The sequence below is a fragment of the Marinobacter sp. MA genome, assembly GCF_048298425.1.
Classification (GTDB): Bacteria; Pseudomonadota; Gammaproteobacteria; order Pseudomonadales; family Oleiphilaceae; genus Marinobacter; species Marinobacter salsuginis.
This window is the reverse complement of the sequence record NZ_CP103058.1, coordinates 3,734,648-3,756,383: the sequence shown is the minus strand read 5'-3', so window position 1 is coordinate 3,756,383 and position 21,736 is coordinate 3,734,648. Positions and strand designations below refer to the sequence as shown.

The 21,736-nt window shown below is 58.9% G+C and carries 18 protein-coding genes; 3 read left to right on the top strand and 15 right to left on the bottom strand.

The features are described from left to right. Positions 1-9: 9 nt before the first annotated feature. The 12 genes from NUW46_RS17435 to NUW46_RS17380 all read right to left on the bottom strand — a co-directional run bounded on the left by NUW46_RS17435 (position 10) and on the right by NUW46_RS17380 (position 13,687). Entirely contained in the window at positions 10-1,584 is a 1,575-nt protein-coding gene (locus tag NUW46_RS17435) for a cation:proton antiporter family protein (RefSeq protein ID WP_305966464.1), read from the bottom strand. A gap of 109 nt (positions 1,585-1,693) precedes the next feature. Next, positions 1,694-2,632, bottom strand: coding sequence for an alpha/beta fold hydrolase (locus NUW46_RS17430; protein ID WP_418140798.1), 939 nt, complete (start codon positions 2,630-2,632; stop codon positions 1,694-1,696). A gap of 114 nt (positions 2,633-2,746) precedes the next feature. Then, complete coding sequence (gene purD, locus NUW46_RS17425; RefSeq protein WP_418140797.1) at positions 2,747-4,033, bottom strand: phosphoribosylamine--glycine ligase; 1,287 nt, start codon at positions 4,031-4,033, stop codon at positions 2,747-2,749. Positions 4,034-4,045: 12 nt separating this feature from the next. Next, entirely contained in the window at positions 4,046-5,626 is a 1,581-nt protein-coding gene (gene purH, locus NUW46_RS17420) for a bifunctional phosphoribosylaminoimidazolecarboxamide formyltransferase/IMP cyclohydrolase (RefSeq protein ID WP_136631362.1), read from the bottom strand. An 84-nt stretch (positions 5,627-5,710) separates the two neighbouring features. Further along, on the bottom strand, positions 5,711-6,028 hold the full coding sequence (gene fis, locus NUW46_RS17415) for a DNA-binding transcriptional regulator Fis (protein WP_008170934.1): 318 nt from the start codon (positions 6,026-6,028) through the stop codon (positions 5,711-5,713). Beyond that, positions 6,025-7,023 carry a tRNA dihydrouridine synthase DusB gene (gene dusB / locus NUW46_RS17410; protein WP_069182020.1) on the bottom strand — a complete coding sequence of 333 codons (999 nt, stop codon included), beginning with the start codon at positions 7,021-7,023 and terminating at the stop codon, positions 6,025-6,027. The genes fis and dusB overlap by 4 nt, the downstream gene beginning before the upstream one ends. Before the next feature lie 224 nt (positions 7,024-7,247). Beyond that, entirely contained in the window at positions 7,248-8,495 is a 1,248-nt protein-coding gene (locus NUW46_RS17405) for a DUF3426 domain-containing protein (protein WP_418140796.1), read from the bottom strand. A 61-nt stretch (positions 8,496-8,556) separates the two neighbouring features. Continuing rightward, positions 8,557-9,453 carry a 50S ribosomal protein L11 methyltransferase gene (gene prmA, locus NUW46_RS17400; protein WP_069182018.1) on the bottom strand — a complete coding sequence of 299 codons (897 nt, stop codon included), beginning with the start codon at positions 9,451-9,453 and terminating at the stop codon, positions 8,557-8,559. 2 nt (positions 9,454-9,455) lie between these two features. Next, entirely contained in the window at positions 9,456-10,802 is a 1,347-nt protein-coding gene (accC, locus tag NUW46_RS17395) for an acetyl-CoA carboxylase biotin carboxylase subunit (RefSeq protein WP_069182017.1), read from the bottom strand. Positions 10,803-10,820: 18 nt separating this feature from the next. Then, positions 10,821-11,288: an acetyl-CoA carboxylase biotin carboxyl carrier protein gene (gene accB / locus NUW46_RS17390; protein WP_222465447.1), complete on the bottom strand. Its 468-nt coding sequence runs from the start codon at positions 11,286-11,288 to the stop codon at positions 10,821-10,823. A gap of 27 nt (positions 11,289-11,315) precedes the next feature. After that, positions 11,316-11,756 carry a type II 3-dehydroquinate dehydratase gene (gene aroQ / locus NUW46_RS17385; RefSeq protein WP_069182015.1) on the bottom strand — a complete coding sequence of 147 codons (441 nt, stop codon included), beginning with the start codon at positions 11,754-11,756 and terminating at the stop codon, positions 11,316-11,318. 317 nt (positions 11,757-12,073) lie between these two features. Then, positions 12,074-13,687 (bottom strand): diguanylate cyclase, encoded by a 1,614-nt coding sequence (locus tag NUW46_RS17380; protein WP_418140795.1) that lies wholly within the window; start codon positions 13,685-13,687, stop codon positions 12,074-12,076. A 198-nt stretch (positions 13,688-13,885) separates the two neighbouring features. On the opposite strand from NUW46_RS17380, the gene NUW46_RS17375 reads away from it, so the two are divergent. Together NUW46_RS17375 and NUW46_RS17370 are read left to right on the top strand one after the other, a co-directional pair. Beyond that, the gene (locus tag NUW46_RS17375; protein ID WP_418140794.1) at positions 13,886-15,886 is read left to right on the top strand and encodes an EAL domain-containing protein; all 2,001 of its coding nucleotides are present in this window, start codon (positions 13,886-13,888) and stop codon (positions 15,884-15,886) included. 7 nt (positions 15,887-15,893) lie between these two features. Then, positions 15,894-16,946: a DUF2333 family protein gene (locus tag NUW46_RS17370; RefSeq protein WP_418140793.1), complete on the top strand. Its 1,053-nt coding sequence runs from the start codon at positions 15,894-15,896 to the stop codon at positions 16,944-16,946. A gap of 75 nt (positions 16,947-17,021) precedes the next feature. Here the strand turns inward: NUW46_RS17370 and ppa are convergent, their stop codons facing one another. The 3 genes from ppa to rpiA all read right to left on the bottom strand — a co-directional run bounded on the left by ppa (position 17,022) and on the right by rpiA (position 20,020). Then, positions 17,022-17,549 (bottom strand): inorganic diphosphatase, encoded by a 528-nt coding sequence (ppa, locus tag NUW46_RS17365; RefSeq protein WP_069182011.1) that lies wholly within the window; start codon positions 17,547-17,549, stop codon positions 17,022-17,024. A gap of 504 nt (positions 17,550-18,053) precedes the next feature. After that, complete coding sequence (locus NUW46_RS17360) at positions 18,054-19,193, bottom strand: acyl-CoA dehydrogenase family protein (protein WP_418140792.1); 1,140 nt, start codon at positions 19,191-19,193, stop codon at positions 18,054-18,056. A 146-nt stretch (positions 19,194-19,339) separates the two neighbouring features. Next, positions 19,340-20,020, bottom strand: a complete 681-nt coding sequence (rpiA, locus tag NUW46_RS17355; RefSeq protein ID WP_305966471.1) for a ribose-5-phosphate isomerase RpiA — start codon at positions 20,018-20,020, stop codon at positions 19,340-19,342. 147 nt (positions 20,021-20,167) lie between these two features. Between rpiA and ilvA the strand changes: the two genes are divergently transcribed. After that, entirely contained in the window at positions 20,168-21,703 is a 1,536-nt protein-coding gene (ilvA, locus tag NUW46_RS17350) for a threonine ammonia-lyase, biosynthetic (protein ID WP_222465442.1), read from the top strand. The last annotated feature ends 33 nt before the right edge of the window (positions 21,704-21,736 follow it).

Here is a 21,736-nt window from a genome sequence, read left to right as displayed (position 1 = left end):
CCGCTCCGATTACTCCGGATTGCCCGTCACCAGGGATGGTTTCGCCGGTGTCTCGTCTATCAGGTGGCTGGCCAGCGCAACGCCGGTCTCGCTCATGGTCAGATAGGCCTCGTCGGCGCCAGCTTCCCGGATCTGCTTTGCTTCGTCCTCATACATGGTGTGTGCCACGATAAAACCCTTGAACCCCATCTTGCGAAGCATGCGCGCGGCGATGAGCTTGCCCTCGATATCACCCATGGCAAGGATCACCGATTGCACCGCCGGCATGTGCAAACCATTCCAGAAAGAAGCGTCCTCCGCGTCAGCAAAGACCACGTTGCGGCCCTCTTTCTGGTGTTGTTGGGCCTTAGCCGGGTCAGAGTCGAGCCCCATCAGTTTGGGCTGGTCATCGATCAGCCAGTCGTAGGCAGCGGTGCCTGTCCGCCCCATGCCCATGATCAGCACCCGGGTGTCGCCCAATGACAGCGGTTGTTCGTCCGGATGATGCTTGCTGCCCTCATACCGGCTGAGCCCCTGGGCGTAGCGTTCGTAAAGGCCGTGCGCGAACCGGTTGATGGGGGCTGATACCAGGAACGACAGAGACACGGAAATGGCCAGAGGTACCAGCCATTCAGGCAAGGCAACGCTGGCGACAATGAGGCCGAATTCGCTGTAGTTGGTCAGTGCCAGCGCACTCAGGAAGCCGCTGCGGGCCCGCAGGCGGAAGGCCAGTAGCAGGAAAAAGAACAGAATGCCTTTCAGCGGAAGGACCAGGCCGGCAATCACGGCAAAGAGAAGCGCGTCGCCATCGGGCAGCCCGCCAATGCCGATTTGCAGGAAGAAGCCCACGAGGAACACTTCCTTGACGCTCCAGAGCGATTTGGAAAGCTCCTGGGAGCGAGGGTGATTGGCCAGCATGGCGCCGAAAACAAGTGCGCCAAGCTCGGAACTCAGACCAACCGCTTCGAAGCCAAGTCCGCCGACAACAAGCGCAAGCAGCAAGCCCAAGAGAACCAGCAGTTCGTCGTGGCCGCTGGCATCCAACAGTCGGAACAGAAGAGGTCGAAGTAGCGGCAACCCGAACACAATCAGCGCCCACTCGGAAGGTGTCTTCCCGGCCGCGAGACTCATGACGACCAGCGCAATCAGGTCCTGCATGATGAGGATGCCGATGGCGACCCGACCGTGGAATGCCCGTAGCTCCCGTTTGGATTCAAGCACCTTCGCCGCCAGTACGGTGCTCGAGAAGGACAGGGCAATGGCCAGCATCAAGGCTGTCGACCATTCGATATCCATGAGCAGGTACAGCCCGGGCGTAAAGACCGCGCAGGTAATTCCGAAATGAAGCAAACTGCCGCCAATCACTTCCGGGCTGACGATGGAACGGAGCTTAAGTTTAAGCCCGACAGTGAATAGCAGCAGGAGTACCCCAAGGTGCGCGATGTGTTGGAGAACGTTGGTCTCCTCGATCACAACACCGGTTGCCTCGGCGATGCCACTGAGCACGAAGCCTGCGGCCAGATAGCCAACAAGCGGAGGGAGTCCAACAAGCTTGACCAGCAGGCCAAGGCCGAAGGCAAAGGTAATCCAGATCGCTTCAGGCATGGGGTATCAATTCGGATGTCAAAAACACAATAGTTGCTAGGCTACCCTGTTTTCCTCTGCTCGTGTACTCGCAGAAGGTGGAAGGCAGGCAAAGTAACCCCCAAAGGCTTCATTCTGCTGGTTGCCCGATAAAGGTTCGGAACAGTTCTGCCGATTCTGCGGGGGCCTCCACCATGGGGGCGTGACCAATGCCTTCCATCAGCTCCAGGCGGCTACCCGGTATTGCTTCCGCAAACACCTCGCCGTTGCGGTAGTTTATAACCCGGTCCTCTTTGCCCCAGATGATCAGGACCGGCGCCTGAATCTCTGTGATGGCGTCGCGGAAGTCCGACTCGAAACCGGCGTCCCGGATGGCCGCAAAAATGACTTCGTTCACTTCCCGATTGGCAATGGCCCGCTCTTCCATTACACCCATGATCGGCCAGGGCACAAAGGGCTCTTTCTCAAGAGCAAATTCCATGAGTCGCTCGAAATCACCGGGTTTCCTGGGAATCAGGGGGTTGTCTCCCTCCATCACCAGATCCACCAGCTCGCTTTCATACTCCAGAATACCCGCCGGGTCGAACAGCACCGCCGATTTTACTTTACCGGGATGGTTGGCGGCATAGAGAGCCGTAATCGCACCCCCCATGGAGTTGCCCATAATGTGGGCGTCATCGACGGAAAGCGCGTCGAGAATCTGTGCGACGTAACCGGCCTGGTCTTCCAGGCGATAGCCGATATCGAGGGGTTTGCTGCTCTCACCATGCCCGGGCAGATCGATCGCGTAGACATTGAAATCGCCGGTCAGGTGGCCGGCGAGGCGGGTCCAGTTGTCTTTGTTGGCCCCGAACCCGTGGATCATAACGATGGTGTCGCCATCCACCGCCTTGTGATTCCGCAGGTAGGCGATATCCAGGCTATCGACAGTCACGGTATCTGCTTCCAGGCCTGCCGAGGACCGTTCGAGCCCGATGGCCGTCTCGTAGATGCCCTGGCGTGAGCAGGCGCTCAGAACCAGCGAGACAGTCAGAATCAGGAACAGATTGAGGGTTAGCGGGCGTGGCATCAGGGGCTCCTTTCGGTTGGCTTGTCGGCATCCGTTGCGAGGCGTTTACATTACTCCATAAAAAAGCCCGGTCAATGACCGGGCTGTGTTTTCGCCGACTGGTTCTGCCAGGGCTCAGGACTGTTCGCGGGCAATGGCCCGAAAAGCGATGTCCTTGCGATAGAAAGCGCCGTCCCACTGGATCCGTGAGGCCAGTTCATAAGCCCGTTTCTGAGCCTCGGTAACGGTGTTGCCCAGTGCGGTGGCGCAAAGTACACGGCCACCGTTGGTGACGACCTGGTCTCCGTTCAGGCGAGTGCCGGCGTGAAACACCTTCTCGCCCTCGGTTTCGGTTTCCGGCAGGCCGGAGATGGCATCGCCCTTGTTATAGCTGCCCGGGTAACCACCGGCTGCCAGTACGATACCGACGGAGGCCCGGTCGTCCCACTCCGAGGGGCACTGGTCCAGCGTGCCGTCGATAGCGGCATCGCACAGTTCCACCAGATCGGACTTCATCCGCAGCATGATCGGCTGGGTTTCCGGGTCGCCAAAGCGGCAGTTGAATTCGATCACTTTCGGGGCGCCGCTGTTGTCGATCATCAGGCCAGCGTAAAGGAAACCCTTGTAGGGGTGGCCCTCAGATGCCATTCCGCGCACAGTCGGGTAAATGACCTCATCCATGATGCGCTGGTGCACGTCGGCGGTAACCACCGGAGCTGGTGAGTAGGCGCCCATGCCCCCGGTATTGGGGCCGGAGTCGCCATCGCCCACCCGTTTATGATCCTGGGAGGTGGCCATGGCCAGTACATGCTCGCCATCCACCATCACGATGAAGCTGGCTTCCTCGCCGTCAAGGAATTCCTCGATGACCACGCGGCTACCGGCATCACCGAAGGCGTTGCCGGCCAGCATGTCGCGAATGGCGTCCTCGGCTTCTTCCAGGGTCATGGCCACGATCACGCCCTTGCCGGCGGCCAGGCCGTCAGCCTTGACCACGATAGGGGCGCCCTGCTGACGGACATAGGCCAGAGCCTCGTCAACGTCGGTGAAGTTGCCATAGCCGGCCGTCGGAATCTTGTGGCGTGCCAGAAAATCCTTGGTAAAGGCCTTGGAGCCTTCCAACTGCGCGGCGCCAGCAGTCGGGCCGAATACCCGCAGGCCACGCTGTTCGAACTTGTCCACGATGCCAGCCACCAGCGGTGCTTCCGGGCCGACGATGGTCAGTCCAACGTGGTTGGTGGCGGCGAAGTTGGCCAGTCCGTCCAGGTCCATCACGTCGATGTCGACATTTTCCAGGCCGGCTTCCCGTGCCGTGCCGGCGTTGCCGGGCGCCACTAAAACACGGTCCGCCTTGGGTGACTGGGCGGCTTTCCAGGCCAGGGCATGTTCGCGGCCGCCGGAGCCAATAACGAGAATATTCATGTTGCGTATCCCTCAGTGCCGGAAGTGGCGCATGCCGGTGAAGACCATGGCGATGCCGTGCTCGTTGGCCGCATCAATCACTTCCTGGTCGCGCATGGAGCCACCAGGCTGAATGACAGCGGTGATACCAGCCGCCGCAGCAGCGTCAATGCCGTCGCGGAACGGGAAGAAGGCGTCAGAGGCCATCACCGACCCTTTCACTTCTAGGCCTTCATCCGCGGCCTTGATGCCGGCAATTTTGGCACTGTAGACCCGGCTCATCTGGCCAGCGCCCACGCCAATGGTACGGCCGGCCTTGGCGTAGACAATGGCGTTGGATTTAACGTATTTGGCCACTTCCCAGGCAAACAGCAGGTCGTTCAGTTCCTGCTCGGAGGGCTGGCGCTCGGTGACCACTTTGACGTCTTCCATCGCCACCATGCCCAGATCCCGGTCCTGGACCAACAGGCCGCCGGTTACCCGTTTGTAGTCCATGGAGCGTGCACGTTCACCATCAAACTCGCCGCAGGCCAGCAGGCGCACGTTCTTCTTGGCGGCGACCAGTTCCACCGCTTCCGGAGCGACGGTGGGGGCGATGATCACTTCCACAAACTGGCGGTCAATGATGGCTTTGGCCGTCTCTGCATCGAGCTCCCGGTTGAAGGCAATGATGCCGCCAAACGCCGAGGTGGGGTCGGTGGCGAAGGCCAGATCGTAGGCCTGACGTATATCTGCACCGATGGCTACGCCACAGGGGTTGGCGTGTTTGACGATCACGCAGGCCGGGTCGGCGAAGGGCTTCACGCATTCCAGGGCGGCATCGGTGTCGGCTACGTTGTTGTAGCTGAGCTCTTTGCCCTGGAGCTGTTTGGCCGTGGCTACGCAGGCTTCCTTCGGGTTGCGCTCGGCGTAGAAGGCGGCGCGCTGATGCGGGTTTTCGCCATAGCGCATGTCCTGGACCTTCACGAACTGGGCGTTAAAGGTACGGGGGAAATCCGCGTTGTCGTTGTCCGGCGTGCGGCCACCCAGGTAGTTGGCAATGGCGCCATCGTAGCCCGCAGTGTGCTCAAATGCCTTGACCGCAAGATCAAACCGGGTGCTGTAGCTCAGTTGACCATCGTTGGCGTCCAGCTCTTTAAGGACCCGGCTGTAGTCAGAGGCGTTCACCACGATGGCAACGTCGTTGTGGTTCTTGGCCGCAGCGCGAACCATGGTCGGACCACCGATATCAATGTTCTCAATGGCAGTCGCCAGATCACAGTCGGGTTTGGCAACCGTCTCCTCGAAGGGATAGAGATTGACCACGACCATGTCGATGGGGTTGATGCCATGCTCGGACATGACCGCATCATCAGTGCCCCGACGGCCAAGTATCCCGCCGTGAATCTTCGGGTGAAGGGTTTTTACCCGGCCATCCATCATCTCGGGAAAACCGGTGTAGTCGGAGACTTCGGTAACCGGGATGTTGTTTTCTTTCAGGAGCCGGAAGGTGCCACCGGTGGAGAGCAGCTCAACGCCGCGTTCGGTCAGGGCACGTCCGAAATCGACGATGCCGGTTTTATCACTCACGCTGATCAGGGCGCGACGGACGGAGGTGTTAGCCTGGTTTGCCATGGGTCACTTTCTTCGCTGGAGATGAACGAATAAGGGCCTCGCGAATGGTGTCCGGGAGGCCCTCGTCAAATCAGGGTGTCTGGATTATAGCAGACCGTACTGCTTCAGCTTCTTGCGCAGGGTGCCGCGGTTCAGGCCCAGCATGGTGGAGGCCTTGGTCTGGTTGTTGCGGGTGTATTTCATCACCTGCTCCAGCAGCGGAGCTTCCACCTCGGACAGTACCAGCTGGTAGACCTCGGTCACCGGAGCGCCGTCCAGTTGGGCGAAGTAGTTTTTCAGGGCAACCTCCACGCTGTCACGCAGGGTGACGGTGTTGCCGCTGCTGTTCACCGTCTGCAACTGATGAATATCATCGTTGGCCGGGGTGCTCAGGTTATCGTTTGCCAAAGTCTCAGCGCTCATGCTGCGAATACCTCTCCATTTCGTAAGCCTGCAAAATACCGTTGAATCGTGTCTCTCTGCTCCAGCGCATCGTCGATGGCGTTGAAGCGTTTGCGGAACTGTTTACCCGGATCGTGGGACTGCAGGTACCAGCCCACGTGTTTTCTGGCAATGCGCACACCCATGGTCTCGCCATAGAAGGCGTGCAGTGCCTGGAGGTGCTCGGTCAGAATATCTTCGACCTCGTCCAGCTCCGGTGCGGCCATGTGGCTGCCGGTTTCCAGGAAATGCCGGATTTCCCGAAAAATCCAGGGGCTACCCTGGGCGGCACGGCCTATCAGCAAGCCATCGGCACCGGTGTGTCGAAGCACGTCCCGGGCTTTCTCCGGTGATGTAATATCCCCATTGGCAAACACCGGGATGCTGATGCGCGACTTCACATCGGCGATGGTGTCGTACTCGGCGTTGCCCTCGTACTTGTCCGCACGGGTCCGGCCATGAATGGCAACCGCCTGAATACCGGCATCCTCCGCCATTCGGGCAACGACCAGTGCATTGCGATTGTCCCTGTCCCATCCGGTACGCATCTTGAGGGTGACGGGAATATCAACCGCCTGAACCACCGCCTCAAGAATGTCGCGCACCAGGGCTTCATCTTTCATCAGGGCGGAGCCGGCGGCCTTGTTGCAGACTTTCTTGGCCGGACAACCCATATTGATGTCGATGATCTGGGCACCGAATTCCGCATTCTGACGTGCGGCGTCGGCGAGCATCTGCGGATCACCGCCGGCGATTTGCACCGAACGGGGCTCCGGCTCACCCTGATGATTCAGACGTGTCCGGGATTTGCGCGTATGCCAGAGTTTGCTGTCCGCTATGACCATCTCCGACACCGCCAGACCGGCGCCCAATCTCCGGCAAAGCAGACGGAAAGGGCGGTCTGTTACGCCAGCCATGGGCGCAACAATCAAGGGGTTGGGCAAGGTGTACGGCCCGATTTTTGCCGTTGGCAGCATGATCTGAGTCCGTGTCACAGCGGGTTAAGCAAAGGTCGGGCTGAGCGGTTGTTCAATAAGTAACCGATCCAGCATCCGAAGGGCGGTAATGATACCGCCGGGTGGACCATGATTGAAGGGGCTGGGCGGTGAAAAAACTGATTATTTTTCGCCCTTTCTGGTTGACTTTTGTTCTGTGCGATGGCCGTCGGCCATCTCTGTCGAGTGAATACTTCCTGACTCGATCAGGGAGTGTGGGGGCGGAAGAGGATGTTGTAATTCACTGCGTCACGGCCTGGATCCCGAATGTTGATGGCAATGCGCACGGGGGTATCCGTGGGCATGGCTTCCAGCTCTCGACCCTCGCCGGCCAGGTATTCTTCGGGCGTGAACAGGCTTTGTGCAACAACATCGCCATTCAGGTTGGAAAAGGTCAGGGCAATGGCGGGGAACGGCTGCTCGAAGTCGGCCCGGTTGATGATGACGGCATCGACCACCAGTTGCGAGCGGTTATCCGGATCGGTCCGAACCACCAGTTTCCGGCTCTGTATCGCCTCAACATTGATCAGCGGTTTGAGCTCGCATCCGGCCAGTTCACACCCTTTTTCATAAAACGGCCGCAACTCGGGAATGGCCGACAGGCGGTCGAACTGGAACCAGGTGACCTGGGCGATCAGAACACCGATCAGGCCCAGCACAATGACACTCCATACGATGGTTCGAATGCCGCTCCCGCCCGAATCGACGGCAACGGGGTCGCGACGCAGGTCCCGGAAGGGTGGGTCGGCATGGAAGGTGTCGGCCGGTCGATCCGGCTCATCGAAATCGAAACCGGATTCCTCCACAAAGTCATCGAAAGGATCAGGCTCTTTGGCGGTCCGGTCGCCCCGGGAAGCAGGTGTTTGGGTCTGCTCGAACACCGGTTCTTCCTCGAGGCTTAGCTCGCGGTCGGGTTCCTGTCTGGTTTGTGGCTCGAACGCTGGCTCTTCCGGCTCGGGCTCGGGTTCGGGCTCCGGTTCTGGCCGCTCTGTAACAGACGGTTTCCGTTGCGCTGGCTCGTCATCCTGCAGAATGGCTTCGGCCCAGCTTTCATCCACATTCTCGTCGGAACTGTCAGTCTCAGCGTCTTTATAGTCTGCTTCGTCGCGCTCGTCGAAACTGCGGAAGCTGTCGCTGAGCTCGTCATCGGAAAAGGTCAGTTTTGTGCCGGCGTACCGGCCTTCCGCCGCATCCTCTTCCGGGTTGTCAGCAAAGACAAAATCTTCCTCGCTGACGCCGGAGCCGGCCGGTGATTGGGTGCCCGCCGGTTGCTCGGGGATGGGTTGGGTTCGTGGTTTATCGCCGCCGGGAATAACCTGGTGTTCGATGGCGTTGAACACTTTCATGCAGTTCCCGCAGCGTACCTTGCCCTTGGCAATGCCAAGCTGTTCTTCGGTTACCCGGAACCGGGTCTGGCAATTGGGGCACTGTGTCTGCAGGCTGCTCTGGGTCATGCTTCTTCCTGAAAGCGACTGGGCTACGAGTGTCGGAGTTTAGTCGTTAAGACCGGTTTCGTCATCTGTCGTTGCGCCGTCCTGTGAGGCGTATCCACTCTTCCCGCTGTTCGGGCTCGTCCATCACGAACCAGGGCTCGTAGGCGGCCATCACTTCCCGGGCCTGGCTGGACAAAATGCCGGATAGCACGAGGTCGCCGCCGGGTCTGGTCCGGGAAGCCAGATGAGAGGCAAGGCCGATCAGAGGCTGGGCCAGGATATTGGCGAGCATGATGTCGGCTTGGGTCTCGGGTTCGTCTTCTGGCAGAAACAGGTCCAGCTTGCTGTCTTCGACACCATTACGCCGGGCGTTTTCCCGGCTGGCTTCCAGGGCCTGCGGGTCGGTATCAACGCCAATAACATGGTCTGCGCCAAGCAGCAGGGCTGCCAGGCCAAGAATGCCGGAGCCGCAGCCATAATCGATGACCTGCTTACCCTGGGCGTCCTGGCCATCGAGCCATTCCAGACAGAGCGCTGTGGTCGGATGGGTACCGGTACCGAAGGCCAGGCCCGGGTCCAGCATCAGATTCGCGGCATCCGGGTCCGGGGCGTCATGCCAGCTGGGCACGATCCAGAGCCGCTCGCCGAATTTCAGGGGCTGAAAATCGTCCATCCAGGCCCGCTCCCAGTCCTTGTCCTCAACCAGCGTTACTTCGATTTCGGGAAGCGCCTGCTGGGTTCGCTGGTGCCAGGCATCCCGGATATCGGCGCATAGCTGTTCGATATCCCGATCGGAGTCGAATAATCCGGTGACGGTGGTCTGGCTCCAGAGAGGGGTGGTACCCGGGTCGGGCTCGTACAGGGGCTGGTCGGCGGCATCCTCCATGGAGACGGCGTCGGAGCCCATCTCCATGAGCAGATCTTCCAGCTGATCCGCGTTGTCCGGATCAGCCGGGATCTGGAGTTGTATCCAGGGCATGTTTAATCCCGCATCAGTTTCTCAAGGTAGTGGATGGTGAAGTCTACCTGTTTAAAGCCACCATCGCGTACCAGTTTCCGATGCAGAGGCTGGTTGGTCTTGATTCCCTCGACCACCAGTTCGTCCAGCGCGTTCTTCATCCGGCGCCGGGCAATGTCTCGGTCGTCGCCCCAGGTGATCAGTTTGGCCACCAGGGAATCGTAATAGGGCGGAACCGTGTAGCCGCTGTACAGGTGGGAATCCACCCGCACTCCATTCCCGCCAGGCGCATGGAAATGCTTGACCTTTCCAGGGCTGGGGATGAAAGTTTTCGGATCTTCGGCGTTGATCCGGCACTCCATGGCGTGCCCGGAAATCCGGATGTCGTCCTGGGTATACTGCAGCGGCAGGCCGCTGGCGATGCGTAGCTGCTCACGCACGATGTCCACGCCGGTGACCATCTCGGAGACGGGGTGTTCCACCTGGACCCGGGTGTTCATTTCGATGAAATAGAACTCGCCGTCCTGGTACAGGAACTCGAAGGTGCCAGCGCCCACGTAGCCGATTTCCTTGCAGGCATCGACGCAGGCCTTCAAGGTGCGCTCCCGGGATTCCTGGTTGATGTTCGGGGCCGGGGCTTCTTCGATGACCTTCTGATTCCGGCGCTGCATGGAGCAGTCGCGGTCGCCCAGATGGATGCAGTTGCCGTGCATGTCGGCCAGAACCTGTACTTCCACGTGCCGGGGCGCTTCCAGGAATTTCTCGAGGTACACCGTCGGGTCGCCGAAGGCATTCTTGGCTTCACTCTGGGTGATCTGGACACCTTTTAACAGGGCCGCCTCCGAGTGCACCACCTGCATGCCGCGTCCGCCGCCGCCGGAAGCGGCCTTGATCATCACTGGATAGCCGATTTCGCGGGCAATTCTCAGGGTCCGCTCTTCGTCGTCATCCAGCGGGCCATCCGATCCCGGCACAGTCGGAACGCCGGCCTTGATCATGGCGTTGATGGCGGACACCTTGTTGCCCATCAGCCGAATGGTATCGGCCTTGGGGCCGATGAAGCGGAAGCCGCTCTTTTCAACCTGTTCGGCAAAATCGGCGTTCTCGGCAAGGAAGCCGTAGCCAGGGTGAATACCCACGGAATCGGTTACCTCGGCGGCGCTGATGATGGTCGGGATGTTCAGGTAGCTGTCGGTGGCGCTGTTGGGGCCAATGCAGACCGACTCGTCAGCGAGGCGCACATGCATCAGGTCGCGATCGACCTGGGAATGCACTGCCACGGTCTTGATACCCAACTCCTTGCACGCGCGCAGAATCCGGAGGGCAATTTCACCCCGGTTTGCGATCAGAACTTTCTCTAACATGGCCATGAGTAGCTATCACCGCGTTCAGGAAATGACGACCAGGGGCTGGTCAAACTCAACCGGCTGGCCATTCTCGACCAGGATGTCCTGGATTGTGCCGCTCTTGTCGGCCTCAATCTGGTTCATCATCTTCATGGCTTCCACGATGCAGATGACATCACCCACGTTGACCGTCTGGCCAACTTCCACAAACGCCTTGGCGGTGGGCGACGGCGAGCGATAGAACGTACCTACCATGGGGGACTTCACAGTGTGTCCGGACGGACCCGCTGGCGCTGATGGTTCTTCAGCCTCCGGGGCAGCCGCCGCAGGGGCCGGAGCTGGCTGCTGTGCTGGTGCCGGGGCCGGGTAATGACTCACGTACTGGGCGCCGGCGGCCGGCTCACGGCGGCGGGAGATACGAACCGAATCGTCCGCCTCGTGAATCTCCAGCTCCTCGACGTCGGATTCCTCGAGCAGCTCGATCAGTTTCTTGATTTTACGAATATCCATAGTCAGTCCAGTCCCGTTTTGTCAGGTCTATCGGTGAATGCGTGTCAGGGCCGCCTGGAGTGCAAGATCGTACCCCTGGCTACCCAGCCCACAGATAACGCCTTCGGCGATATCCGAGAAATAGGAGTGATGCCGGAACGGTTCCCGTGCATGCACGTTGGAAAGATGCACTTCAATAAAAGGAATTCCCGAAGCCAGCATGGCATCCCGAAGGGCAACGCTGGTGTGGGTGAAAGCGGCTGGATTGATGATAATAAAGTCCACGCCTTCTGCCCGGGCCTCGTGAACCCGTTCAATCAGTTCGTATTCGGCGTTCGATTGCAGATGCAGCAGATGGTGCCCGTGCTCCGCCGCCTGTGAACGCAACCGGTCGTCGATGTTTGCCAGCGTCTCGTAGCCATAGACCTCTGGCTCGCGTGTGCCGAGCATGTTCAGGTTGGGTCCATGGAGTACGAGAATTGTCGACATGGTTCTGTCTGCCTTGGTGTCTTTTTACAGGATCGCCGAATTTAACGGCATGTTCCCCCAATGGTGCGTGCTTGTTTTGTTCAGATCAACACTTTTTGACAATCTTCCCTGTTGTCCATTGGTCGTAAAAAAGACGGCAAATGAATCGAAACGGGATCTTTCCGCTGATGACAATCATTGTCGTGAACGGAGGATCTAACTTCTATACGACGTTGGTTTCATAAAAGGTAGCAGCCGGGCAGGGACTCAGCCATGCCCGACCGAAATTTGTTCTGGAAGGTCTGCGCGGGGGGGATGCGGGCCGGAACGGCCCGGAATCAGGTGTCGGCCAGAGTCACGCAGTTGCGGCCCAGTTCCTTGGAGCTGTAGAGCGCCCGGTCTGCCCGCTCGCACAATGCCTGGGAAGTGTCGTCATCCCAGGCTGCGATTCCGCAACTGAAGGTGACGTTGAATTCCCGGTCGCCGGCGGGCTGCTGGAGCTCCGAGAACCGCTCCCGGATTTCATTGAGAACGTTCCGGGCATCGCTCGGGCGGGTGTTGGGCAGAATAATGGCGAATTCCTCACCGCCATACCGGCCGATGTGATCGGTTTTGCGCAGGCGCTGTTTGAGGAACATCGACAGGCTTCGCAACACACGGTCGCCGATCGGATGGCCAAAGGTGTCGTTTACCTTCTTGAAGTAATCGATGTCGATCATCGCAAAGCACAGTGGTTGCTCTTTCTGGCGAGCCCGCACAATCTCCTGGTCCAGCAGGTGGAGCGTGTGAGTGTGATTGAACAGGCCAGTCAGGCTGTCACGGATCATCAGTGCCAGTAGAGAGCGGGCGCGGCGGCCACGGTTGTGGATGGTGGCTATCAGGTGTTTCGGGTCGATTGGCTTGGTCAGGAAATCGTCGCCCCCCAGGCTCATGGCATGGAGCTGTTTGCTGACGTCTTCCTCTGCCGACAGGTAAATAATGGGGACGCTGTGGAAACGATCCTGTTGACGGATGACTCGGGCGATCTCCATCCCGGTGCAGCCCGGCATATACATGTCGAGGATGATGATCTCCGGGGAGAACTCTTCCAGCGCGTGGATGATCTGCATCGGGTCGGTGATGATGTGGGCGGTCATGCCAGCCTTTTTCAACACCGTTTCCATGTACTTGGCTTGGGCCCGGGAGTCGTCCAGAACAAGAACCTTGTAAGGCTCCACGGTATTGCCGTGGGTATAGGTTTCGATCTTCTCGATCAACTGGCCCGGATCGACGGCGGGATAGAAGAACTCTTCCCCGCCGCACCGTGAGGCCTGCAGACGGGTTTCGATGGAGCCATCCTCATCGCTCATGAAGATGATCGGGATGGGCGTATCGTGACGTTCCTGCAGGTGTTCGATGGTGGTAATGCCGGCGTTGGGAGAACCGCCGAAATTTACGTCCACCAGGATGGTCTCGGGCTTGTGGAGTGCACAGGCTTCGGTCAGTTCATCGGCGTTGGCAAAGGCCGAAGCCCGAAACCCGAAAAACTCCAGTTGCCGGATGAGGCGGCTTGCCATTTCCTGGTTGGCCAGAGCAATGTAGACCGGGGTGCGGCGAAACTGGTGAGGCGCCTCGGAACTGTTGCGGTCCGTCCTGCGCAGGGTGCTCTGGGAGAGGGTTTCGATGGCATCCTGGAGCTGTCGCTCAAGGCCTTCGTCCAGTGCCGAACACGGTTCCCACTGGTTGATCAGTTCCAGCGTGGTTTGCCCGGCCCTGGCGTGACTTTCCATTTCGAAGCGCTGGGCGTAACGCACCAGCTTGTCGGTGGCAGCGGCAAACTCATTGCGATGGGCGGCGGCCTTGTCCCGGTCTTCGTGAATTTTCTGCCAGGTGTCCAGAACAACCCGGGCCTGGGTTGTTACACGGCGTGCGAAATGCTGCCTGAGTTTTTCTTTCTGGCTTTCGTCGTTCATGTGGCTCGGGCCTGTCTCTTTTTCGTTATTGGTCGTCCTTCCCCGGTGCGGACGATTTTTCAACCTTAGTCCTTTTGCAGAGTCTATAGTGTTTAATGTTGTCGGCGTAGGTTGCGCTATGTAAATGTTTGTCAACTCTGCGGCGCAAGTCACAAACACCTGGCCGGCTGGCTCACAGCCAATCCGGAGAAGCTCCCCATGGCACGGAAGCAAATCCTCTTGAAACGCAGGCAGCAGGGTGCGGTTACTCTGCGAACAATGCTTCTGGTGTTGACCGGAGGTTTGCTGGTAACCCTGCTGGTTGCGGTTTTCATTACCAGCTTCGGGTACTTCCGGAATTATGTCTCCGATCAGTTAGCCGGCCACGCCCGTGACGGGGCTACGGCCATCGGATTGTCACTCTCCAACGCCATTGATGGCCGTGACCCGGTGGCTTCCGCCTCATTGATTGATGCGGTGTTCGACAGTGGGCGATACCTGTCCGTCAGCTACCTGAATCATCAGGGTGAGCAGGTTGCCGGGCGCGCAATGACTCTGAACAAGGTCGCTGTGCCGGCCTGGTTCCGCACTTTTGCGGATCTTCCCCTGCCGATCGCCGAGGCAGAAGTGGTCCGCGGCTGGAGCCGACTTGGCACGGTTCAGGTAATCAGCCACCCCGGTCGGGCCTACGAAGACCTTTGGCGAATCACCGTTGGTCTGACTGCCAGTACTGCGGTTATTGGCGGTATTGGTCTATTTGCGGTTTTCCTGCTGCTTCGCCGGACCCTGCGCCCACTGCATGCTCTTGAGGATCAGGCCAGGGCCCTGGGCCAGAGGGATTTCAGGAAGCGGGTGTCGATCAAGTCGACCCGTGAAATCAACCAGGTCACGGACGCCATGAACCAGATGGCGGGTGATCTGGGCCAGCTTTTTGAGGGCCAGGCCAAACTCATCCAGCACCTGCGGCGGGTCAATAACGAGGATTCGGTCACCGGGCTGGCCAGCCGGGGTGCCTTTGACCAGCGCCTGAAAGTCGAAGTGGAATCCGAGGAAAAGGCCGCGCCCGGGGTTGTCATGCTGATTCAGCTGGCGGATTTTTCCGGGTATAACCAGACCTATGGCCGGAGCGAAGCGGATCGGCTGCTGCTGAGGGTGGCCACCGTGATTGCAGAGTTCGTCAGGCAGCATGCCGGATCGTTTGCCGGTCGACGAACCGGTGCCGAGTTTGCCATTTTCCTGCCCGGTGTCATGCCGGCCGACGCCGGTGTCTGGTGTCGGCAACTGGTAAATGATCTCGACGGCGTCTATGCGGATCTTGCCTCACCCATGGATACAGCCGTGCATGCCGGGCTGGCGAGAACGCTTGAGGGCCGCGGGGCCCGCGATCTCATGGCTGCTGCGGACGAAGCCCTGCGCACAGCCCAGAGTAGCAACGGCACGGGCTGTCACCTGGCGGATCCCGAGAAGGATGGCCATCACAATCTGGAGACCTGGCGGGTAATCATCAGTGAGGCGATCCGTCGACAGACACTATCGCTCTGGCTCCAACCCATGGTCCACGAAGGTCGTCTCATGCCGGTTTATCACCAGGTGTTCTCCCGCATTGATTCCGTTGAAGGGGCCCTGAAGGCAGGTACCTTTGTGCCCATGGCCGAGCGCTTCGGCCTGATTTCCGATATTGATCGACTGTTGGTACAGCGGGTACTGGATCGTTTGAAAGACCTGCCCGATCAGCCACTGGCCGTCTCGCTTGGCAATGCGTCCGTGGCCAGCGAGGCCTTTCGTACGGACTTGCTTGAACAACTGGGGCAGGCCGGTTCGCTGGCCCGAAATCTCTGGATAGGGATCTCCGAACAGACCATTCACCATCACCGCACGGCAGTGGGCCTGCTGGTCAGGGCGCTGGGGCGCCTGGGGGTGCCGGTACTGGTAGACCGCTTCGGCGTTGGTGGCGTGCCATTCAGTTATCTCAGAAATCTGAGGTTTCAGGGCCTGCGTATCGATAACAGTTTCATCCATGACATCGACACCCACGAGGATAACCGCTTCTACATAGAGTCCGTTGTGGCCATCGCACACAGCCGCGGCGTGAAAGTGTTCGCTACAGGAGTGGAAACAGCCGCGGAATACTCGGTACTCTGTAAGCTGGGTGTCGACGGAGCCATGGGTTACCATCTTGGTCGGCCGTTTGCCGCTGATAATCAACAGACAGGGGATTAAGAGTCATATGCCAGGCAAAATCAGACAGTACTTCAAGGACAAGAAAGACGATGTTCAGGATTATGCCGGTGGCAGCGGCGTGATCGGCAAACTGATTCTTGCGCTGGTTGTGGTCTACCTGCTGGTGGCATTGGTGCTTGGCATGTTCTGGAGCAGCGAGCCGGAAACTTTCTCGGTGCGCGAGCATACCCGGTCGGTGGCCAACGCCATGGAAAGGGAACCCATTACCGGCTTCGCCACCACGGTGACCATGATTCGAATTGGCGAAACCCTGCTGGACAAGCCTGGTGGCTACATCTCCAACGACGTTTTCCCTCCCGGGCTTTGGCTGGACAACATGCCCAACTGGGAATATGGCGTGCTGGTCCAGCTCCGTGACCTTTCGCGTGCCATGCGCAAAGACATCAGCCGCTCCCAGAGTCAGTCGGCCGAAGACCAGGATCTGGTCATTGCCGAGCCCCAGTTCCACTTCGACAGCGAGAGCTGGGCCATTCCCTCAACAGAGGCTGAGTACCGCCGGGGTATCACCGCTTTGAAGCGCTATCTTGACCGTCTGTCGAACCCGGAACAGGCTGATGCCCAGTTTTTCGCGCGTGCAGACAACCTGAGTAACTGGCTGGCAGACCTGGAAACCCGGTTGGGCAGCCTCTCCCGGACTCTGGGGGAAAGTGTGGGCAAAGCTTCCGTTTCTGATGCCGTGGTGAATATGGATGCGGGAGATCCTCTGGCTGAAGAAACCACGGGAGAAGATATCAAAACGCCATGGACCCAGATTGACGATGTGTTCTATGAAGCCCGAGGCAGTTCCTGGGCGCTACTGCACATCTTCCGGGCGATCGAAGTGGATTTCCGCAAAGTTCTCCAGGACAAGAACGCCATGGCCAGCGTGCGGCAGGTCATTATCGAGCTTGAGGGTGCCCAGGGCGAAATGTGGAGCCCGGTTATTCTGAATGGCAGTGGCTTCGGCGTGCTGGCCAATCACTCTCTCACGATGGCCGCTTACCTTTCACGGGCGAACTCGGCAATCAGTGATATGCGGGATCTGCTGTCCCGGGGTTGAGGTCAACGGGCTTTCAGCCAGACATTAAAAAACCGGGCACAAGGCCCGGTTTTTTAATGCCACGAAAAGTCCGGCTCAGCCTTTGTAGGCGTTCACGGAATCTACGATGGCTTTCCTGGCGGCTTCTGCGTTATCCCAGCCTTGCACCTTCACCCATTTGCCCGGCTCGAGAGTCTTGTAGTTCTCGAAGAAGTGCTTGATCTGGTCGCGCAGCAGCTCCGGCAGATCGGTGATTTCCTTCACATCGTGGTAGGTAGTGGTCAGCTTGTCGTGGGGTACCGCTACCAGCTTGGCATCACCACCGGCTTCGTCTTCCATGTTCAGAACACCCACCGGACGGGCACGGATCACGGAGCCGGCCTGCACGGGGTAGGGTGTGACCACGAGTACGTCGAGGGGGTCACCGTCGTCGGCCAGGGTGTGCGGGATGAAGCCATAGTTGGCCGGGTAGAACATGGGGGTGGCCATGAAACGGTCTACCAGCAGGGCGCCCATGTCTTTGTCCAGTTCGTACTTCACCGGGGAGCTGTTGGCCGGGATTTCGATGGCAACGTAGATGTCTTCAGGCGGGTTCTTGCCTGCGGGGATGTTGTCGAATTGCATGTGCGATCCTTCCTGGTACGTTAACGGTACGTTTAACTGCGGTTAAAAAGTGGGCGCAATTATACGGGAGTATCCTGCAGTTCGAAACTAAACCTTGGTCGTTGGTTTTTGGCTTGGTTGCGGGTCTTGGTAGGTCTTTCATTCTGGCGCACGCAGCTATCTGGAAGGGCCTTCCGAAAAACGCCCGTGAATACGTCCATGTAGGGCTCGGTCGCGCCATCCTTGGCGCTCCACGTTTTCGGAAGGCCCTTCCAGATAGCTGCCCGAACCATTGAGCAGCACTCAAAAGCGAACCCTGATGATAGAGGCCAACAACAGGTGGATTGCACATTGCTTGAACGGGTCCTGTCGGTGGCCTTTCCAAAACTGTAGAGGGCCAAGGATGGCCCGAAACAAGCGCACATGGATGTGCTCGTAGCGTGTTTTGGAAAGGCCGCCGACAGGAGCCCGCCCCCAATCTGGCAGGCTGGGGCAGAACCTGAAGGCACGATCGACGCCAGCGGTCTAGAGCTTGATCTGCTTGGCAATGAGCTCCTTCATGATCTCGGTGGTGCCGCCGCCGATGGAGAGAATCTTGGCGTCACGGTAGAGGCGCTCGACGACGGTTTCACGCATGTACCCCATGCCGCCGAACAGCTGCACCGCTTCCCGGGTGACCTTTTCGCAGACATCCACCGAGAAATTCTTGGCCATCGCCACCTGCTTGATGGGGTTCTTGCCCGCCTGCATCAGGGCGGCGCAGCGGTAGGTGTATTCTCGGGCTACGTCGATCTGGGTGGCCATGTCCACCAGTTTGTGGCGGGTTACCTGGAAGCCGGCGATGTTGCGGCCGAATGCCTTGCGTTGCTGGGTGTATTCCAGTGCTGCCTCGTAGGCGAGTTGGGCGGTCATATAGGCCATGATGGAAAGGCTCAGGCGCTCGGCCAGAAAGTTGCTCATGATGGCGATGAAGCCGGCGTTTTCGGCGCCGATCAGGCGGTCGGCAGGAACCCGGCAGTCCTCGAAAAACAGCTCCGCGGTATCGCTGGCCCACCAGCCCATTTTGCGCAGTTTCTTGCCGGTGGAGAAACCGGGCATGTCGCGGTCGATCAGTAACAGGCTGATGCCACCGTGGCCCTCGCCGCCGGTGCGCACGGCAACGGTGTAGTGGTCGGCGCGCATGCCGCTGGTGATGAAGGTTTTGCTGCCGTTGACGATGTAATGGTCGCCATCGCGGACTGCACGGGTTTTCAGGTTGGCGACATCGGAACCGCCGCCGGGTTCGGTCACTGCCAGGGCGGCGATTTTTTCGCCGCGAAGAACCGGCGGCACGATCTGTTCCCGGACTTCCTTTTTCGCCCATTTGGCGACCGGCGGCAGGCCGATATCCAGGGAGCCGAGGCCGGCCACCAGGCCGCCGGAGGTAGAGCGCATCAGTTCTTCAGATACAGCCACTTTGAGGAAAATGTCGCCTTCCCCGATGCCGCCCAATGCTTCGGGAAAGCCAATGCCAAGCAGCCCTGCATCCCCGGCTTTTTTGTAGAGCTCTCGGGGAAATTCGCCCGCTTCTTCCCAGTCGTCGATGTGGGGCAGTACGTGGGTTTCGATGAACTTGCGGGCGGTCGCACGGACCTGCTGGTGGGTTTCGTTGAAGTAGTCGGACACGGTGGAGCTCCCTCTGATCGGAATCAATGCAGAGCAGTGTCGCCGAAAAACTGCTACCAAGCAAGCGCTTGGTTTTTGATTTTCCAGGCAATAAAAAAGCTGGCCTGAATGGCCAGCTTCGACAATTGAGCAGCGATAGAAATCGGTCAGGCGCCCTCGCTGGAGATACTTTTCACGCCGTCTTTGGTTCCGAGCAGTAACAGATCTGCGCGCCGGCGGGCGAACAGGCCGTTGGTGACCACGCCAACAATGTTGTTGAGCTGCTCTTCCACCCGGATCGGCTGGGAAATATCCATGTTGTGAACATCGATGATGATATTGCCGTTATCGGTGACAACCCCCTCGCGATAAACCGGGTCGCCGCCCAGTCTTACAATCTCCCTGCCAACATGGCTTCGGGCCATGGGGATGACTTCCACGGGCAGGGGAAAAGCGCCAAGGATACCAACCATTTTGGAGTCGTCGGCAATGCAGATGAACGTCTTGGCCACCGCTGCCACGATCTTTTCGCGGGTCAGTGCGGCGCCACCACCCTTGATCAGTTCCAGGCGTTCGTTGGTTTCGTCAGCGCCATCCACGTAGAACTCCAGCCCACTGACGCTGTTGAGATCATAAACCGGGATGCCGTGGCTTTTCAGGCGCTCGGCGGTCGCTTCCGAACTGGCGACTGCGCCGTCAAATTCGTTTTTCAGTTCCGCGAGCATGTCGATGAAGAAATTGGCCGTGCTGCCGGTGCCCACGCCGATCACGCTGTCGCTATCCAGGCGGGGGGCGATGTAGTCAATGGCGGCTTTGGCGACGGCTTTTTTCAGTTCGTCCTGGGTCATCTGGGGCTCCGGCTGCAAATCAGGTTGGATTTAGGCGGATTATAACGCTTAAGCACCCTCTGCTTATAGACGGCTGCCGTGCAAACTTTCTACACTGTGGGTTTTTCTCAGCCAGCCATCACACACCAACCAAAAGCCGGAACTGCTATGCCGCAACGCTACATCAAGAAGATTCTCGATGCGCGCGTCTATGACGTGGCCATCGAAACACCCCTGACTGAAGCCCGTAGTCTGTCCAAGCGCTTTGGCAACAATATTCTGCTCAAGCGTGAAGATCTTCAGCCGGTGTTTTCCTTCAAGATTCGCGGTGCCTACAACCGGATTGCGCAGCTTTCCGAGGAGCAGAAGGCCAAGGGCGTGATCTGTGCCTCCGCCGGTAATCACGCCCAGGGTGTGGCGCTGGCTGCCAAGAACCTGGGCATCAAAGCGGTGATTGTAATGCCCCAGACCACGCCGGAGATCAAGGTGCGTTCGGTGCGTGACCATGGCGCCAAAGTGGTCCTGAAAGGCGACGCCTTCGACGAAGCTGCTGCTCACGCCCAGGAGTTGATCGAGAAACACGGCTACACCTACATCCCGCCCTACGACGATCCGGATGTCATTGCCGGCCAGGGGACCGTGGCCATGGAGATCATGTGGCAGTTCAGCAAGCCGATTCACGCAATCTTTATTTGTGTTGGTGGCGGCGGTCTCATCGCTGGCATGGCTGCTTACATCAAGTACCTACGTCCGGAAATCAAGGTTATCGGCGTTGAGCCGGAGGACTCCAACTGCCTACAGGCAGCCATGAAGGCGGGCAAGCGGGTAGTGCTGGATGAGGTGGGCATCTTTGCCGATGGCGTGGCGGTCAAGCAGATCGGCAAGCATCCCTGGGAAATCTGTAAAGACTACGTGGACGAGGTGATCACCGTATCCACCGACGAAATCTGCGCCGCCATCAAGGATGTGTTCGAGGACACCCGCTCCATTGCCGAGCCGGCCGGTGCCCTGGGTGTGGCGGGCATCAAGAAGTACATCGAGCGGGAGAAAGTGGAGGGCGAAAACCTGATTGCCACCCTCAGCGGTGCCAACATGAACTTTGACCGCCTTCGCTACATTTCCGAGCGTACGGAAGTGGGCGAGAAGCGCGAGGCAATCCTGGCAGTGACCATCCCGGAAAAGCCGGGTGCCTTCAAAACCTTTATCAACGCCCTGCACAAGCGCAGCATCACCGAATTTAATTACCGCTACGCGGACGCCACCAATGCCACCATTTTCGTGGGCATCCAGATCGCAGCGGGCGGCCACGGCCGTGAAGACCTGGTGCAGGATCTGCGGGAGAACGGCTATTCGGTCGTCGATCTGACTGACAGCGATCTGGCCAAGCAGCACATTCGCCACATGGTGGGCGGTCATGCGCCGACTATCACCAACGAAAAAGTGTTCCAGTTCGAATTCCCGGAGCGCCCGGGGGCGTTGCTGAAGTTCCTGATGTCGCTGGGTACCCGCTGGAATATCTCCATGTTCCATTACCGCAACCACGGGGCGGCCTACAGCCGCGTTCTGCTGGGAGCCCAGGTAGATGACGATGAAGTTCAGGACTTCGAGAAGATGCTCGATAAGGTCGGTTTCCGCTATGAAAACATGACGGATAACGAGGCCTATCAGCTGTTTCTTGGGCAAGGAAATGCCCGATCGAATTAACGCAGAGTAGGCCAGGGTCTGGTGGAGCTTTCC